The sequence below is a fragment of the Streptomyces antnestii genome (assembly GCF_004005495.1).
GTDB classification, from domain to species: domain Bacteria; phylum Actinomycetota; class Actinomycetes; order Streptomycetales; family Streptomycetaceae; genus Streptomyces; species Streptomyces antnestii.
In genome coordinates, this window is the sequence record NZ_RZYA01000002.1 from 438,280 (window position 1) to 453,303 (window position 15,024).

Below are 15,024 nucleotides of genomic sequence, written 5' to 3' on the forward strand. Positions count from 1 at the left end.
GGGTGGCGGTATGGGGGTATCTGGGGGGTGGGATCTGGGGGGGGGCGGCGATCTACGGGGCGGCGATCTACGGGGTGGCGAGCAGTCCGACCGTGCCGTCGAACTGCCAGAGCGGGTTGGGCTCGTCCCCGGTCGGGGTGCGCACCAGGAAGTAGCCGTTGACTTCCTTCGGCCCGTCGCCGTCGGCCAGGAACCGGCCGTCCGCGGTGATGTCCAGCTGGTAGATGGCCGAACCGGTGGCCTCGACGCCGGGGAGATGCCACGACACGACGCAGCGCCAGTCGTTGCCGGGCCCCTTGGCGTCGTCGCTCACATCGCCCTTGGTGCACGCGGCCGAGGCCTTGAGCTGCTTCTCGGTGACGGCGGGCCGGTGGAGCTGCGTGGTCTGCAGGCGGTACAGGTGGGCGAACGCCGTGGCGACCGCACGCTGCACCTTCTTCTGCTCGATCCCGGAACCCGTGCCCGTACTCGTCGGCGCGAGCGCCCCGACCGTCACCGCCATGAGGGCGACGAGGGGGAGGACGGCGGTGGCGACCGCGCCGCGCCCCGCGCCGTCGTGGGCCGGGTTGGTGAAGTCCCGCCGCAGGAAGAGCCGGTAGGCGAGGGCCGTCGCGGTCACGGCCCACAGCAGGCTGACCGCGAGGGAGATGAGGAGGGGGCCCAGCTGCACCGGGTCGGTGAACAGGCCGTTCCAGGCGATGAACGCGTAGCCGGGCAGGGCGAGTCGTACGGCGACGGGCAGCGGAAGCAGCTGCGCGAGCTGCATCGCCAGCGCGACGAGCGCCGGCAGCAGGAGGCCCATCGGGGACCGGCCCAGGGCCACGGACCCGAGAAGTCCGACCGCGGCCAGAGCGAGGGTCGGCGCGAGGACGCACACCCACGCGAGGAGGACCTTGACCGCCGCGTCCCCCGGAGTCAGGAGGTGGCCGTCGAGGCCAGGCAGCGGCTGGTCGCCGACCGCCACCACGCCGCCGGCCGTGCTGGAACAGACGAGCCCGGCGAAGAGCAGAAGGATCACGGTCAGGCCGGCCAGCGTCTTCGCCGCGAAGATCCGCCGGGGCGAGCGCACCGCCACGAGCAGATGCCGCCACGTGCCGAGCCGGTCCTCGGAGGCGAACACGTCACCGGCGACCATCGACGTCAGCAGCGGGAGCGCCCACGACCCCGCGAAGCCGAGCGTCACCAGCGGCCCGGCCCACCCCGTGGCGTGCATCCAGCGGCCGAACAGCGTGTCCACGGGGAGCGAACTCTGCCGGCTGACCGCGGCGACGAACAGCGCCGGAGCGATCCAGCACACGAGCAGCAGCAGACGGATCCGCCACTGCGAGACCAGCTTGACCAGTTCGAAGCGGTAGCCGCGCGCCATGGACACGCCGCGCGCCTTTGTGGGTCGGGGCGCGGTGACGGTCGCGGTCACAGGCCGGCCTCCTGCTGCTCGGTGAGCTCTTGCTGTCCGGTGAGCTCCTGTTGCTCGGTGAGCTCCTGCTGTTCGGCGAGCTCCTGCTGTTCGGTGAGGGAGAGGAACGCCGCCTCGAGCGGCGACACCAGGGGGGCGAGTTCGCGCAGCGCGATGCCGTCCCGGACGAGCCGCACCACCAGTGCGTCGAGGGCGGGAACGAGCGCGCGGACGACGAGCATGTCCGCGTCGTGGCGCGTCCCGGCGTCGTCGACCACCTGGATCCCGGGGGTGTCGGCTGCCAGCCGGCGCGCTGCTCGGGCGTCACCGGTCAGCAGGCGGTAGTCGAGTTCACGGTTCTCGGCGGCCAGCTTGCCGAGCGGGCCGGAGAACACGACGCGTCCCGTGGCGACGATGGTGACCTCGGAGCACAACGCCTCCAGGTCGTCCATGCGGTGACTCGAAAGGACGACGGTCGTCCCCTCCTCCGCGAGCCGGGACAGGACGCCGTGCACGTGCTTCTTGCCCGCCGGGTCGAGACCGTTGGCGGGCTCGTCGAGCACGAGCAGCCGGGGCCGGGTGAGCAGGGCGGCGGCCAGGCCGAGCCGCTGACGCATGCCCAGAGAGAAGCCGCGGGCCCGGTCGTCGGCGACGTCGGTGAGACCGACCTGGTGCAGTACGTCGTCGATCCCCGCCGTCCGCGCGTCGTGGCCCCGCAGGGCGGCCAGCGCGGCGAGGTTCTGCCGGGCGGTGAGCCAGGGGTACAGGCCGGGGCCGTCGACGAAGCCCGAGACGCCCTCGGCCGCGGTCAGCGCGCGCCCGACCGGTGTGCCCAGAATCTCCAGGCTGCCGCTGTCGGCGACGGCGAGGCCCAGCAAGAGACCGAGCAGTGTGGTCTTGCCGGCGCCGTTCGGACCGACCAGACCGTGGATCTGACCCTGTGCCACATCCAGGTCGATGCCGTCGAGCGCGACGACGTCGCCGAAACATTTGGTGATCCCGCGGGCCCGGATGGCGAGCTGTACGTCCATGAGTCCCTTCCTTCGAACCTCCGAGGACCTTAGGGACGGCACGCGACGCAGGCAGGGACAGCTACTTGACAACCATGGAACGGAAGACGACGGGTTACCGACGCGCGGCCGAACTGATGTTTGTGCGCGGCAAGTTGACCACGGTGGTCCGAGAGGCGTCTACCATTCCAAACCCGGTCATTCGGTGCGGAGCGGGAGCGGAGGTGCGCCCGGTACCGCACACGTCCGACACCCGTCTATAGGCTGGCCGGATGTCGACGACGCCGGTCATCTTGTTGCTGTCGGGGAGCCTGCGGGACGGCTCCACCAACGAAGCGGTACTGCGCACGGCGCAGGCCGCGGCCCCCGGGCGGCTGCGCACCGTCCTGTACGACGGCCTCGCCGGGCTCCCGCACTTCAACCCCGACCACGACACCGACCCGCTCCCCGCCCCCGTGGCCCGGCTGCGGGAGGCGATCGACGCGGCGACCGGAATCCTGATCTGCGCCCCGGAGTACGCGGGCACCCTGCCGGGCTCGTTCAAGAACCTGCTGGACTGGACGGTCGGCGGCACCGAGATCTGCGACAAACCGGTGGCCTGGATCAACGCGGCGGGCCCCGGACGGGGCGACGGCGCCGCCGCCACGCTCCGCACCGTCCTCGGCTACACCGGCGCAGCCGTCGTGGAACCGGCCTGCGCGAGAATCCCGGTGGACCGGGGGGCGCTCGACGCGGACGGCCTGATCACCGACCCGGCCGTCCGCGCCCGACTGGCCGACGTGCTGGACCTGTTGGCGGCGCACCATGCGGAGCTTCAGGAAGCGCCGCAGGAACTGCGGGCCACGTAACTCGCGGCCTCCTCCTCGATCTCGTCGATGTCTGTGCCGGGACACCGTCGTACGGAGTGACCCGGTCGGCCCATCCGCGTGGACGACCGGCATCCGGGAGGGTTGCGTGGGAGGGGACGAGTGCCGCGAACGCGCGCACCCGCCCGGCAAGAGAGACGAGGCCCCGCATGGGCGGCTACCCGCCGATCGCCGACCACGGGCTGATCGGCGACCTCCAGACCGCCGCGCTCGTCTCCGGCACCGGCGCCGTCGACTGGTTCTGCGTGCCCCGCTTCGACTCGCCGAGCATCTTCGCCGCCCTCCTCGACCACGAGCGCGGCGGCCACTTCACCATCGCGCCGGACACGGACGACGTGACCGTGCACCAGATCTACCTGGCCGACACGGCCGTCCTCATCACCAGGTTCCTGACCCCGGACGGCGTCGGCGAGGTCGTCGACTTCATGCCCGTCGACCCGCACCCCGACGTGCCGAGCGACCGGCACCGGCTGGTGCGCGCACTGCGCGTGGTCCGGGGAACGGTCACCTTCCGCCTCGAATGCAGGCCCCGCTTCGACTACGGCCGCGCCCCGCACACCCTGGTCCTGGACGGGCGCGGCGCCGCCTTCCACGGCCCCGGCCTCGACGTCCACCTGCGGAGCACCTTCCCGCTGGACGAGGACGGAGACGACGTGCGCGCCACCGTGACCCTCGGGGCGGGACAGCTCGCGGGCGTCGTGCTCGACACCCGCGCCCAGGGAGCCGCGGGGCCGGGGCCGGTCGATGAGACGCAACTCCAGGCGGAGTTCCACGCGACCCGCCTCTTCTGGCACGACTGGATCCGCCGCTGCCGCTACCGGGGCCGCTGGCAGCAGATGGTGAACCGCTCGGCGATCACCCTCAAACTGCTCACCTACGCGCCGTCCGGAGCCCCGGTCGCCGCCGCCACCATGGGCCTGCCCGAACAGGTCGGTGGCGAGCGCAACTGGGACTACCGCTACACGTGGATCCGCGACGCCTCCCTCTCGATGAGGGTCCTGCTCGATCTCGGCTACGTCGACGAGGCCGACGCGTTCCGGAAGTGGCTCGGCGCCCGCCTGCGCGCGCCCCGCCCGGCCGGAGCGGAACCGATGCAGATCATGTACAGGATCGACGGCGACCCCGAGCTGGCCGAGGAGATCCTGGAACACCTCAGCGGCTACCGGGACTCGTACCCCGTACGGGCCGGGAACGGCGCCGCGGGCCAGCTGCAGCTCGACATCTACGGCGAGTTCGCCTACGCGATGACGCACTCACCGGACCTGGCCGAGGTCGCGGGCTACGAGGGGTGGAAGGCGTTCGCCGCGCTGCTCGACTGGCTCGCCGGCACCTGGGACCGCCCCGACGAGGGCATCTGGGAGACCCGGGGCGGGCGCAAGGACTTCACGTACAGCCGGCTCATGTGCTGGGTCGCCCTCGATCGAGGGATCCGCCTCGCCACCGAGTACGCGCGGCCCGCCGACCTGGCCCGCTGGACGGCAGAACGCGACGCCATCCTCCACCAGGTCATGGCACGCGGCTGGAACCCGGACCGCAAGGCGTTCGTCCAGCACTACGACGGCGACGTCCTCGACGCGTCGCTCCTGCTGATGCCGCTGGTCGGCTTCGTCTCACCCAAGGCCTCGCAGTGGCTGGACACGCTCGACGCCATGGACCGCGAACTGGTCACCGACAGCCTCGTCTACCGCTACAACCCCCAGGCATCCCCCGACGGCCTGCGCGGCAGCGAGGGCACGTTCTCGCTGTGCAGCTTCCTCTACGTGTACGCGCTGGCCAGGGCGGGCCGCCTCGAACAGGCCCGCTACGCGATGGACAAGATGCTCACCTACGCCAACCACGTGGGCCTCTTCGCCGAGGAGATCGGCCCGACGGGCGAGCAGCTCGGCAACTTCCCCCAGGCCTTCACCCACCTCGCCCTGATCACCGCCGCGCTGGCCCTCGACGAGGAACTCGACAAGGCCGACGGGCGCTGAGCCCGGACACAGACGTCGGCGCCGCTACGGGGGGAAGCGGCGCCGACGTGTTCGGTGAGTGTGGCATATGCCGAGGGCGCGATGGAAGCCTCGGCCGAGGGGCGAGACGGCGAAACGGCGCAATGTTCAGGACGGGGTCGGCGCGGTGACCGGAGCGACCGTGAAGACGTTCGAGCAGACGCGGAACGGCGCCGGGATGAGAAGGGCGTCGTACGAGGCCGGCGGATAGACCCGCACGTACGTGCCCGTGGTCCGGCAGGGACCGCCGACGGGACCGTTCGTGGTGTGGAGGACCGCACCGACCGTACGGGCCGGCTGGATCGTGACCGTGCTGTACGTCTGCCCCGAGCGTCCCGCGGCCCCGCCGATCTGCTGGTGGGCGGTGTTCAGGACGCTCACACCCGGATAGCCGCGCAGCGAGCAGGCGGTGGTGCTGGTGTTGGTGAACTCGACGGGCCAGTACAGCTGGCCGGCCCCCGTGCCCTTGGCGCCCATCGACCCGTACAGGTCGTGGACGGTGCACGTACGGACGCTGCTCGCGGCCTGTGTCCGGGCGGTCCCGGACGTGGCACCGGCCGCGACGCCGCCGGTGGCCAGGGCCACGAGGGCCCCGATGGCCGCGAGTTTGCCGAGAAGAGGGATTCTGGAAGGAAGGAACATGGCAACACGCCTCCGTCGCCGTATTCCGACATGGTGTCGGCTGTGAACGGTGACCCGCGAGCGCGCCGAATGGTTGTACCGGCCGCGGCGGCCGCGGCGGCCGACGCGGTCGGGCGCGGGCGCGTGACCGTGGATCAGCTCGTGAGGACCACCAGTTGCTGGGTCGCCCGCGTCATCGCGACGTAATGGTCGACCGCTCCCTCGATGCCGTCGCCGAACGTGGCCGGGTCGACGAGGACGACCAGGTCGAACTCAAGCCCCTTCGACAGCTCGGGGGTGAGCGACCGGACGCGGGGCGTCGACCGGAACGTCGGATCGCCGATGACGCACGCGATTCCTTCGGCGTGCCCGGCGAGCCAGGTTTCCAGGACGGCGTCCAGGTCCGAGAGGGAACCATGGACGACGGGGACACCGCTGCTGCGGACGGAGGTCGGGACGTTGGCGTCCGGGAGCACGGCCCGGATGACCGGCTCGGCCTCCGTCATGACCTCTTCCGGCGTGCGGTAGTTGATGCTCAGGGAGGCCACGTCGATCCGGTCGAGGCCCACCCGCTCGAGCCGTTCCTCCCACGACTCGGTGAACCCGTGCCGTGCCTGGGCGCGGTCCCCGACGATCGTGAAGCTGCGGGACGGGCAGCGGAACAGCAGCATCTGCCACTCCGCGTCGGTCAGTTCCTGCGCCTCGTCCACGACCACGTGGGCGAACGGGCCCGCGAGGCGGTCCGGTTCGACGGTGGGCAGGGCGCTCTCGTCGATCAGCGTGTCCTGGAGGTCCTTGCCGCGCAGCATCCGCACCGCGCCCTCGCTGTCGTCGCCGGCCGAGGAGAAGTCGGCGGCCGACAGGATCTCGTCGATGACGCCGGCCATGCGTTCGCGCTCGGCGGCGACCGCCGCGTCGTGGCGGCGCTGACGACGTGCCGTCTCCGGGTCGCCGAGCCGCTGCCGCGCCGCGTCAAGCAGCGGCAGGTCGGACACCGTCCACGCCCGGGCGTCCGCACGCTGTAGCGTCCGGACGTCGTCGCGGCTCAGCCAGGGAGCGCACAGCCGCAGATAGGCGGGCACCGTCCACAGATCGCCGACGAGGTCGGTCGCTTCGAGGAGCGGCCACGCGCGATGGAGGGCCGTGACCAGTTCCCTGTCCTGGCGCAGCGACCGCAGGAACCGCTCGGGCGAGATGCCGTCCTCGTCCTCGTCCATCCCCTGCTTGTCCATGAGGATCGACGCCAGCTCCTCCCAGATCTGCTCGCGCGCCTCGTTGTGCGGGGTGCCCGGGCCCGGAGCGCGGAACGCCTCGGCCCAGTCGGCGGCGCTCACCCGGACGTCGGACCAGGCCGTCGTGACGGTCATGGCTTCGGTGGGCGGCTCTTCGTAGATGGAGACGGCCTTCTCGATCGCCTGCACCATGTTCGCGGACGACTTCAGACGCGCCACCTCCGGATCGGCCTCGGCCGGCGCTCCGGAGCCCTCGGCGACGAGGTCCCGCAGCGTGCAGATCTGGACCCCCTCCTCACCGAGGCTGGGGAGGACATCGGCGACGTAGGCCAGATACGGCTCGTGCGGGCCGACGAACAGGACACCACCCCTGTTGTGGCTGAGGCGCGGGTCCGAGTAGAGGAGGTAGGCGGAGCGGTGCAGGGCGACGACCGTCTTGCCCGTACCGGGACCGCCGTCGACGACGAGAGCGCCGCGGGAACCGGCCCGGATGATGGCGTCCTGGTCGGCCTGGATGGTGGAGAGCACGTCCCGCATCCGTTCGGAGCGGTTGGTGCCCAGGCTGGCGATGAAGGCGGACTGGTCGTCGAGCGCGGCGTGCCGTTCGAACCCGTCGGCGGTGAACACCTCGTCCCAGTAGTCGCTGATCCTGCCGCCCGTCCAGCGGTATCTGCGGCGGCTCGCGAGACCCATCGGGTTGGCGTGGGTCGCCGCGAAGAACGGCTCGGCCGCGGGGGAGCGCCAGTCGATCAGCAGCCGGCGCCCCTCGTTGTCGGTGAGCCCGAGCCGCCCGACGTACAGCGGCTCGGAGCCGTCCGCGCCAACGACGCGTCCGAGGCAGAGGTCCAGGCCGAAGCGCCGCAAGGTACGCAGGCGACCGGTCAGGCGGTGGATCTCCAGGTCCCGGTCCATCGCCTCCCGGCCGATCCCGCCGGGGGCCCGCCGCTCGGCGTCGAGACGGTCGGACAGCTCGTCGATCGACTGCCGGAGGCTGTGCGCGATGGCCGCGAAATGCCGCTCGTCGTCGGCGATCAGGGTCGGGTCGGCCTTGGGGGAGAGGTTCGTGGGGAGGGCGAACGCGCTGGTGGTGAGGGGTTCCATGTCTCCTGTTTCTGCAGGTCCCGGCCTTAAGGTCAGGGATTCTGCAGCACAGTGGGGGCCTTGCCGCAAGCCCCCCACTGCGCTATAAGTTGAAAGTGGCAAGGAGTGGGTTCTCCTCCTGCCCCTCTCCTCCCTCCCTCCCTCCCTCCCTCCTCTCCCTCGCCTGCGTGTACACGGCGGAGCGATGGGTGGCGTTTTATCGTGGATTGATGCGGCATGTTCCGAAATGGGCCCTGTTCACGTCGGGGTGCGCGCCCGTCCTGCTGATCGGCGGCTGGACGATGGCGGCCAGACTGGAGGGGCCCGCGTACAACCCCGTCACGCAGACGATCAGCGTCCTCGCGGCCTATGGCTCCGCCGGATTCTGGTGGATGACCGGAGCGCTGCTCGCCCTCGGCACGTGCCATCTGCTGACCGCCTTGGGGCTGCGTACGGCGGCGCTCGCGGGACGCCTCGCCCTCGGCGCGGGCGGGGTGGCCGCACTGGTCGTGACCCTCTTCCCGGCGCCGAGCAGCGGAGGCTCCTACCGCCACGGCTCGGTCACCGCGGTCGGCTTCGCCCTCCTGACCGTGTGGCCCATCCTGGCCGCCGCCCGCGACGGAACCAAACCGTGGGGACTCCGCCTCGTCCCCTCCGTCACGGCGACGGCCTGCATGTGCGCGGCCGCGGTCTGGTACCTGGTCGAAACACAGAGTCACGGCGCCGCGGGCATCGCCGAACGCCTCGTCACCGTCCTGCAGTCCGTATGGCCGTTCGTGGTCGTGGCGTCATGTCTCCTGCATCGCGTCGACGACAGCGCGTCGACCTGACAGCCCGGGCGGCCGCGCGCCGCTCAGGTGTCGTACGAGCTCGCGCGCGTCACGCATCGTGTCGAGCCCCTCGACGGCGTCGGCGACGGACCCGGCCTGGCGCGGAGCCATGACCCGTCCGGCGAGTCCGTGGAACTTGGCGGCGACGGCGTGCGCGTCCAGGGGATTGGTCGCTGACCCGAGAGGGTCGGCGACCTGTCGCGTATGGACTGTTCCCGCGCGAGTGGTGAGCGTGATGACCGGCTCGGCGTCCGAGTGCATCGCCGTGTCGACGTCCAGCACGATCCGGTCCAGGACGGAACGCACGTGTGGAGAGCGCCGGTTGTCCAGGTCGTAGGCGGTGAGGTCGGCCCGGCCCAGGGCGATGCGTGCTGCGATCGCGTACGGAAGACTCAACTGCGCGGCAGGCAGGGAGTCCACCTCGGTTCCGCCGCACATACCGTGGACGAAAGTGCTGAGGCGTACGTGGACACCGGTGACGTCGTCACGGCCGAGGCCGTGAGCGTCGAGGACCGCGCCGACCGCGTCGACGGCGGAGTGGGTGCTGCGGCATGAGGCGTACGGCTTGATCGAGCAGCGGGAGATCCGCCACCGTCGGCCGAGACCTGCGGTGAGCGCGTCCGGTGCCTGGTGTGCGGGCGCGAGGGTGCGCAGGAAACCGCCCCATACGTCTTCGAAGACGTGGGCCGGGCCGGTGACGCCGTGCGCGGCCAGCAGCGCGGCCGTGAGCCCGGATTCCGCGGCGCGTCCCGCGTGCAGTCGCTTGCTCATCGCCCCGTCGTGGACGAAGGCCCACACGCCACCGCTGGAACTGGCCGACAGGGCGAGGGCGTGGGCGGTCCGTGGTGCGTCAAGGCCCAGGACATGGGCGGCGGCCGCCGCGGCGCCGAAGGGCCCACAGGTTCCGGTGGAGTGCCACCCCGCCTGATTGTGGGGTGTGTATCCGCCGAGCGCTTCGAGGACGCGGCGGGCCACGTCGTAACCGAGGACGACCGCGGTGAGGAGTCGCGCTCCGGAGACGACGCGGTCGGTGGCCTGGAGTGCGGCGAGGGCCGCGGGCACGACGACGGCTCCCGAGTGGTCGCAGCCTCCCGAGTCGTCGAGTTCGAATGCGTGCGCAGACACGCCGTTGACCAGCGCCGCACTGCGCGGTGTGAGGGTGAGGCACGTTCCCCAGACGGCGGCTTCGCCCGTAGGTTCCGTGGCCGTGAGGGCGGCACACAGGGCTGAGGTTTCCGCGCTGTCCGTGCCGGCCAGCGCGGCCCCGAGAGTGTCCAGGAGATGGTGCTTGGCCTTGGTGACGACAGGCGCGGGCAGGTCATCGATCCGGGTACGGACGGTGAAGCGAGCGAGGGCGCCGAGGGCGTCGGCGGCCCCGTCCCGGTGGTCCGCGGCCGTCATGTGCCCACCCGGGTGAGACGGGCGAACACCTCGGCGGGGTGGTCGGGTTCGTTGCTGTCATGGGTGGCTGCCCACCAGTCGGCGATCTCGCCCACGGTCGCGAGCCACACGTCGTCGTGGCCACGGATGTGGGCGAGCAGTTCGCGCACCAGGGAGATGCGCCCGGGAGTGCCGGTGACCTCGGGCTGGAGGCGCAGGACATAGCAGAGCCCGAACCGGTGGTAGGCGGTGAACTCGGTCGTCCAGTTGCCCAGGACCTCGCGGTAGGAGGCGATACGCGACTGTCCGGACGGGAAGGCCGGGTCCAGGTTGAAGAAGAAGTAGGGGTGGTCCTCCAGCTCGAAATGGACCGGGACCTCGACAAGGCGTCGCGCTGAGCCCGCTGTTGCGGGATGCAGGTGGGGGAGGTCGTCACCGCGCAGGGACGACGACCATGTGAACCCCAACTCTCCCAGAACCTCCGGCAGTTCGGGTGCCCAGTCCCCGTCCGGGATGCGGAATCCCCTGGGGTGCCGGCCGGTCACCTCTGCGAGGGCCGCGCTGCCACGCTCGACGACGGCGCGCTGGCCGGCCAGGTCAAGGAGGTCGAAGTTCTCGTGCGCGTGGCCGTGGTGGGCGATCTCGTGGCCGGCCTGTGCGATGTCATGGACCAGTGCGGGGCGGAGCTCGGCCTGGCGTCCTGGCACGAACCACGTGGTGCGCACGTCCAGTTCACCGAAGGCCGCCAACAGCCGGTGCACGCCACGGGTGGCGCCGTAGCGGCCCACGGAGAGCGTCTTCTCGCGGCGTGCGATGTCGGGGGACGAGGCGAGAAGGGGGAGTTCCGCGTCGAAGTCGACCGTGACGGCGACCGCGCAACGGGCCCCGCCGGGCCAGCGGCCCTGTGCCGCACTCGGCTCAGACACGCTGATCACCCCGCTGCGGGTTCACGGGCGCCTCCGTACGCGACCACCATGCGGCCACCTCACGGCAGGTGGCGAACCAGACCTCACCGCTGGAGCGCATGTGGGCGAGAAAGCGTTCGAGCAGGAGCAGCCGTCCGGGCTTTCCGCACACCTTCGGATGGAACAGGGTGGTCATGCACAGCCCTTCGGCGTGTGAGCCGTCGAACTCGCGTATCCAGTTGTCGAGCGTCAGCTCGTAACTGGCGATACGGTCCTGGCCGGCCGGGTAGTCGGGATTGCGGGTGTAGGCGAGGGACGCGTAGTCGTCGAGGTCCCAGCGCCCGGGTATCTCGACCAGCGGGGTGAGCGCGCCGTCGACCTCGTGCAGATACGGCCGGTCGTCGCCGCGCATCGAGCTGGAGTAGGTGAAACCCGCCTCGACGAGCAGCCGGGGTGTGTCTGGGTGCCAGTCGCCCGAGGGGGTGCGGAAGCCGACCGCCGGGGCGCCGAGCACATCGTGGAAGATCCGCTGGCTGCGTTCGACGACCTCGGCCTGCTGGTCGGGCTCCAGATCCCAGTACCGTTCGTGCCGGTAGCCGTGGTGGGCCATCTCGTGACCGCGTTCGATCACGGCGCGGCAGGCGTCGGGCCAGATCTCCACGACCCAGGCGGGGGTGAAGAACGTCGCGCTCACGCCGGCCTCGTCGAGCAGGTCCAGGATGCGGGGCAGCGCACGGTGGGGGCCGTAGGCGCCGAGGGCGAAGTAGCTGGGCTTGTGCCAGATGGAGCCGTCCAGCATGGCGTCGCCGGTGGGTCCGTCGAGGTCGAAGGCGAGCGCGACCGCGCTGCGGTGACCGGTCGGCCAGTACCCGGGTGTGCCGGGCTCGGTGGTGCTCACACGTGGTCCTAGGGGAGGAGGGAGGGGCGCGGTGGGGCCCCGGAGGCCGGGACTCCACCGCGCGGGCGGCGCTTGCTACTTGGAGCCGTTCAGAGCCGGGGCGACGAGGGCGTACTTCATGCCCGCGTCAGTCAGGATGCGGCCGTAGGTACCGTCCTTGACCAGGGCGTTCATGGCCTTCAGGACCGCGCCGGACATCTTGGTGTCGCCCTTCTTCAGGACTATCCCGAAGGGCGTGGACGGCAGCGGTGCCAGAACGGGCTCGAACTTGGCCGGGTCCTTCTTCTCGAAGTACGTGAGGTTCTCCGCGCCCTGCAGGGCGATGTCCACGCGGCCCTGTTCGAGCTGGAGGCGGGCCGCGGAGCCGGAGTCGGTCGGCAGCAGGGTGATCGCCCGCTTGCCGGCGCCGGAACAGTTCTTCCTGCTGAAGTCCTGGGCCTGCTCGTAGTAGTCGGTCTTCTTGCTCACGGCGAGCGTCTTGCCGCAGGCGTCGCCGGCTTCCTTGTACTTCGTGGCGTCCATCTGGCGGGTGTAGAAACGGCCCTGGGAACCGAAGTAGTCGATGAAGTCGACCGTCTTCTGACGCTCGGGGGTGTCCGAGAGGCCCGACATGACGAGGTCGACGCGGCCGGTCTGGACGGAGTTGAGAAGCTGGTCGAAGGACTGCTGGACGATCTGGACCTTCACACCCAGCTGCTTCCCGAGCGCGTGGGCCAGCTGGACGTCGACGCCGGTGACACCCTTGGTCTTCTCGTCGAGGTACTCCATCGGCGGGAAGTCGGGAGACATGCCCACGCGAAGGGTGCCGGACTGGGCGACGGCGGCGGGCAGTCCGCTCTTCGCGGCGGCGTCGCTGTTCGCGGCGCTGTTACCGCCGCAGGCGGAGGCGAGCAGGATCGTGCCCACCGCGAGCACGGGCAGGGGCTTGATGGCACGGACGAATCGGGACACGGCGCAACTCCAAGGGGGACGAGCGGAGATGAGGGACTGTGGCGCTGAGTGCGGTGCGGGCTTCGCTCACCGGTGTGAACCGGATGCGCAGCAGGACAGGGACGAGAGGACCCGGGACGAGAGGACCCGGGACTAGAGGACCCGGGACAGGAACGCCTTCGTGCGGTCGTGCCGAGGGGCGTCGAGGACCTCGGCGGGAGTCCCGGTCTCGACGATCCGGCCGCCGTCCATGAAGGCGACGCGGTCGGCCACCTCGCGGGCGAAGCCGATCTCGTGCGTGACGACGATCATGGTGAGACCGGTTGCCGCCAGGTCCTTCATCACCGTGAGGACCTCGCCGACGAGCTCGGGGTCGAGCGCCGAGGTGGGTTCGTCGAAGAGCATCAGCTCCGGCTCCATCGCCAGGGCCCGCGCGATGGCCACCCGCTGCTGCTGGCCACCGGACAGCTGCCGGGGATAGGCATGGAGCTTGTCGCCGAGACCCACCCGCTCCAGGAGCAGGGTGCCGCGCTCCTTGGCCGACCTGGAGTTCTCGCCCTTGACCTGTACGGGGCCCTCGATGACGTTCTCCAGGGCGGTGCGGTGCGGGAACAGGTTGAACCGCTGGAAGACCATGCCCATGGACCGGCGCTGACGGATGATCTCCCGCTCGGGCCGCTCGACGAGCCTGGTGCCCTGCAGGCGGTAGCCGATGGTCTCGTCGCCGAGCCAGATCTGACCCGAGTGGATCGTCTCCAGGTGGTTGATGCAGCGCAGGAACGTGCTCTTCCCCGAACCCGAAGGCCCGAGCAGACACAGCACTTCACCGGGCGCGATGTCCAGGTCCACGCCCTTGAGGACATGGTGGTCGCCGAAGTACTTGTGGACCGCCTCGGCGCGCACGAGGGGGGACGGAGTGGTCGAAGTGGTCATCGCAGCACGGGCTTTCGTCCGGCGGCCGCGCGCAGCCGCTGCAGGGGAGTGGGGGGCAGCGGGCGGGAGGAACCCTTGGCGAAGTGCCGCTCGACGTAGAACTGCGCCACGCTCAGAACCGAGACGGCGGCCAGGTACCACACGGCGCAGACGATCAGCAGTTCCATGATGCGGTTGTTGACGTAGTACGCGTGCTGGGCCTCCAGCAGGATCTCCGTCACGCCGACCGCCGACGCCAGCGACGTGGTCTTGAGCATGCCGATGGTCTCGTTGCCGATCGGAGGCACGATGACGCGCATGGCCTGCGGGAGGACGACCCGGTACATCGTCTTGATGCGGCCCATACCGATCGCGTACGCGGCCTCCACCTGCCCCTCGTCGACGGAGAGGATGCCCGCGCGTACGACCTCCGAGGTGTACGCGCCCTGGTTGATGCCGAGGCCGAGGGCGGCGGCGACGAACGGCGTCATGACCTCGACGGTGCGGGCGCTGTAGACGCCGGGGATGGACACCATCGGGAAGATCAGCGCGAGGTTGAACCACATCAGCAGCTGGAGATAGACCGGGGTGCCCCGGAAGACCCAGACGTAGAACCAGGCGATCCCGCTGGTGACCGGGTTCTTCGACAGGCGCATCACGGCGATCAGCACACCGAGGACCACGCCAAGGAGCATGGCCACCACTGTGAGGAGGATCGTCATCCCCAGGCCCTGGAGGAGGAATCCCGCGCCGAGGTAGTGGCGTACGACGCCCCAGTCGATCGCCGCGCCGGCGAAGGCGTTGACGAGGAAGACGGCGACCAGCAGCACTGCGACGGCGCCCGCCCAGCGGCCGGGATGTTTGCGCGGCGCGGTCAGCAACTCCTCGGTGGCACACGGCGGATCGGTGCTGCTCGCGGTCTTCGTGACGGATGTGCTGGGCATCGGGGGGCTCCTCATGGCGCGGTCCTGGG

General features: G+C 70.7%; 13 protein-coding genes. 3 read left to right on the plus strand and 10 right to left on the minus strand.

Going from position 1 to position 15,024, the window contains the following annotated elements:
* Positions 1-67 precede the first annotated feature (67 nt).
* On the minus strand, positions 68-1,366 hold the full coding sequence (locus EOT10_RS06720) for an ABC transporter permease (protein WP_127827348.1): 1,299 nt from the start codon (positions 1,364-1,366) through the stop codon (positions 68-70).
* Positions 1,367-1,413: 47 nt separating this feature from the next.
* Positions 1,414-2,427: an ABC transporter ATP-binding protein gene (locus EOT10_RS06725; RefSeq protein WP_127827117.1), complete on the minus strand. Its 1,014-nt coding sequence runs from the start codon at positions 2,425-2,427 to the stop codon at positions 1,414-1,416.
* Positions 2,428-2,678: 251 nt separating this feature from the next.
* On the opposite strand from EOT10_RS06725, the gene EOT10_RS06730 reads away from it, so the two are divergent.
* Entirely contained in the window at positions 2,679-3,254 is a 576-nt protein-coding gene (locus EOT10_RS06730; protein WP_127827118.1) for an NADPH-dependent FMN reductase, read from the plus strand.
* A 167-nt stretch (positions 3,255-3,421) separates the two neighbouring features.
* Positions 3,422-5,245, plus strand: coding sequence for a glycoside hydrolase family 15 protein (locus EOT10_RS06735; RefSeq protein ID WP_127827119.1), 1,824 nt, complete (start codon positions 3,422-3,424; stop codon positions 5,243-5,245).
* 126 nt (positions 5,246-5,371) lie between these two features.
* Here the strand turns inward: EOT10_RS06735 and EOT10_RS06740 are convergent, their stop codons facing one another.
* Both EOT10_RS06740 and helR read right to left on the minus strand, forming a co-directional pair.
* Entirely contained in the window at positions 5,372-5,905 is a 534-nt protein-coding gene (locus EOT10_RS06740; RefSeq protein WP_127827120.1) for a DUF4232 domain-containing protein, read from the minus strand.
* Between the two features lie 134 nt (positions 5,906-6,039).
* The gene (gene helR, locus EOT10_RS06745; RefSeq protein WP_127827121.1) at positions 6,040-8,217 is read right to left on the minus strand and encodes an RNA polymerase recycling motor ATPase HelR; all 2,178 of its coding nucleotides are present in this window, start codon (positions 8,215-8,217) and stop codon (positions 6,040-6,042) included.
* A gap of 209 nt (positions 8,218-8,426) precedes the next feature.
* On the opposite strand from helR, the gene EOT10_RS06750 reads away from it, so the two are divergent.
* Positions 8,427-9,026 carry a DUF998 domain-containing protein gene (locus EOT10_RS06750; RefSeq protein ID WP_127827122.1) on the plus strand — a complete coding sequence of 200 codons (600 nt, stop codon included), beginning with the start codon at positions 8,427-8,429 and terminating at the stop codon, positions 9,024-9,026.
* Here the strand turns inward: EOT10_RS06750 and EOT10_RS06755 are convergent.
* From EOT10_RS06755 to EOT10_RS06780, 6 genes are all read right to left on the minus strand, one after another.
* Positions 8,985-10,427, minus strand: a complete 1,443-nt coding sequence (locus EOT10_RS06755) for an MmgE/PrpD family protein (protein WP_127827123.1) — start codon at positions 10,425-10,427, stop codon at positions 8,985-8,987. The two genes, EOT10_RS06750 and EOT10_RS06755, sit on opposite strands and share 42 nt — an antisense overlap.
* Positions 10,424-11,332 (minus strand): polysaccharide deacetylase family protein, encoded by a 909-nt coding sequence (locus tag EOT10_RS06760; protein WP_223280838.1) that lies wholly within the window; start codon positions 11,330-11,332, stop codon positions 10,424-10,426. The genes EOT10_RS06755 and EOT10_RS06760 overlap by 4 nt, the downstream gene beginning before the upstream one ends.
* Positions 11,325-12,209: a polysaccharide deacetylase family protein gene (locus EOT10_RS06765; RefSeq protein WP_223280839.1), complete on the minus strand. Its 885-nt coding sequence runs from the start codon at positions 12,207-12,209 to the stop codon at positions 11,325-11,327. The genes EOT10_RS06760 and EOT10_RS06765 overlap by 8 nt, the downstream gene beginning before the upstream one ends.
* A gap of 75 nt (positions 12,210-12,284) precedes the next feature.
* A complete protein-coding gene (locus tag EOT10_RS06770) occupies positions 12,285-13,160 on the minus strand; it encodes an ABC transporter substrate-binding protein (protein ID WP_127827124.1) in 876 nt (291 codons plus the stop codon).
* A gap of 132 nt (positions 13,161-13,292) precedes the next feature.
* A complete protein-coding gene (locus EOT10_RS06775; protein ID WP_127827125.1) occupies positions 13,293-14,072 on the minus strand; it encodes an amino acid ABC transporter ATP-binding protein in 780 nt (259 codons plus the stop codon).
* Positions 14,069-14,995 carry an amino acid ABC transporter permease gene (locus EOT10_RS06780; RefSeq protein WP_223280840.1) on the minus strand — a complete coding sequence of 309 codons (927 nt, stop codon included), beginning with the start codon at positions 14,993-14,995 and terminating at the stop codon, positions 14,069-14,071. Before EOT10_RS06780 ends, EOT10_RS06775 begins: the two co-directional genes overlap by 4 nt.
* Positions 14,996-15,024: the final 29 nt, after the last annotated feature.

Coding starts and splice junctions, on each gene's coding strand:
- EOT10_RS06720 (WP_127827348.1), bottom strand. CDS start 1,366: ATGGCGCGCGGCTACCGCTTCGAACTGGTCAAGCTGGTCTCGCAGTGG.
- EOT10_RS06725 (WP_127827117.1), bottom strand. CDS start 2,427: ATGGACGTACAGCTCGCCATCCGGGCCCGCGGGATCACCAAATGTTTC.
- EOT10_RS06730 (WP_127827118.1), top strand. CDS start 2,679: ATGTCGACGACGCCGGTCATCTTGTTGCTGTCGGGGAGCCTGCGGGAC.
- EOT10_RS06735 (WP_127827119.1), top strand. CDS start 3,422: ATGGGCGGCTACCCGCCGATCGCCGACCACGGGCTGATCGGCGACCTC.
- EOT10_RS06740 (WP_127827120.1), bottom strand. CDS start 5,905: ATGTTCCTTCCTTCCAGAATCCCTCTTCTCGGCAAACTCGCGGCCATC.
- helR (WP_127827121.1), bottom strand. CDS start 8,217: ATGGAACCCCTCACCACCAGCGCGTTCGCCCTCCCCACGAACCTCTCC.
- EOT10_RS06750 (WP_127827122.1), top strand. CDS start 8,427: ATGCGGCATGTTCCGAAATGGGCCCTGTTCACGTCGGGGTGCGCGCCC.
- EOT10_RS06755 (WP_127827123.1), bottom strand. CDS start 10,427: ATGACGGCCGCGGACCACCGGGACGGGGCCGCCGACGCCCTCGGCGCC.
- EOT10_RS06775 (WP_127827125.1), bottom strand. CDS start 14,072: ATGACCACTTCGACCACTCCGTCCCCCCTCGTGCGCGCCGAGGCGGTC.
- EOT10_RS06780 (WP_223280840.1), bottom strand. CDS start 14,995: ATGCCCAGCACATCCGTCACGAAGACCGCGAGCAGCACCGATCCGCCG.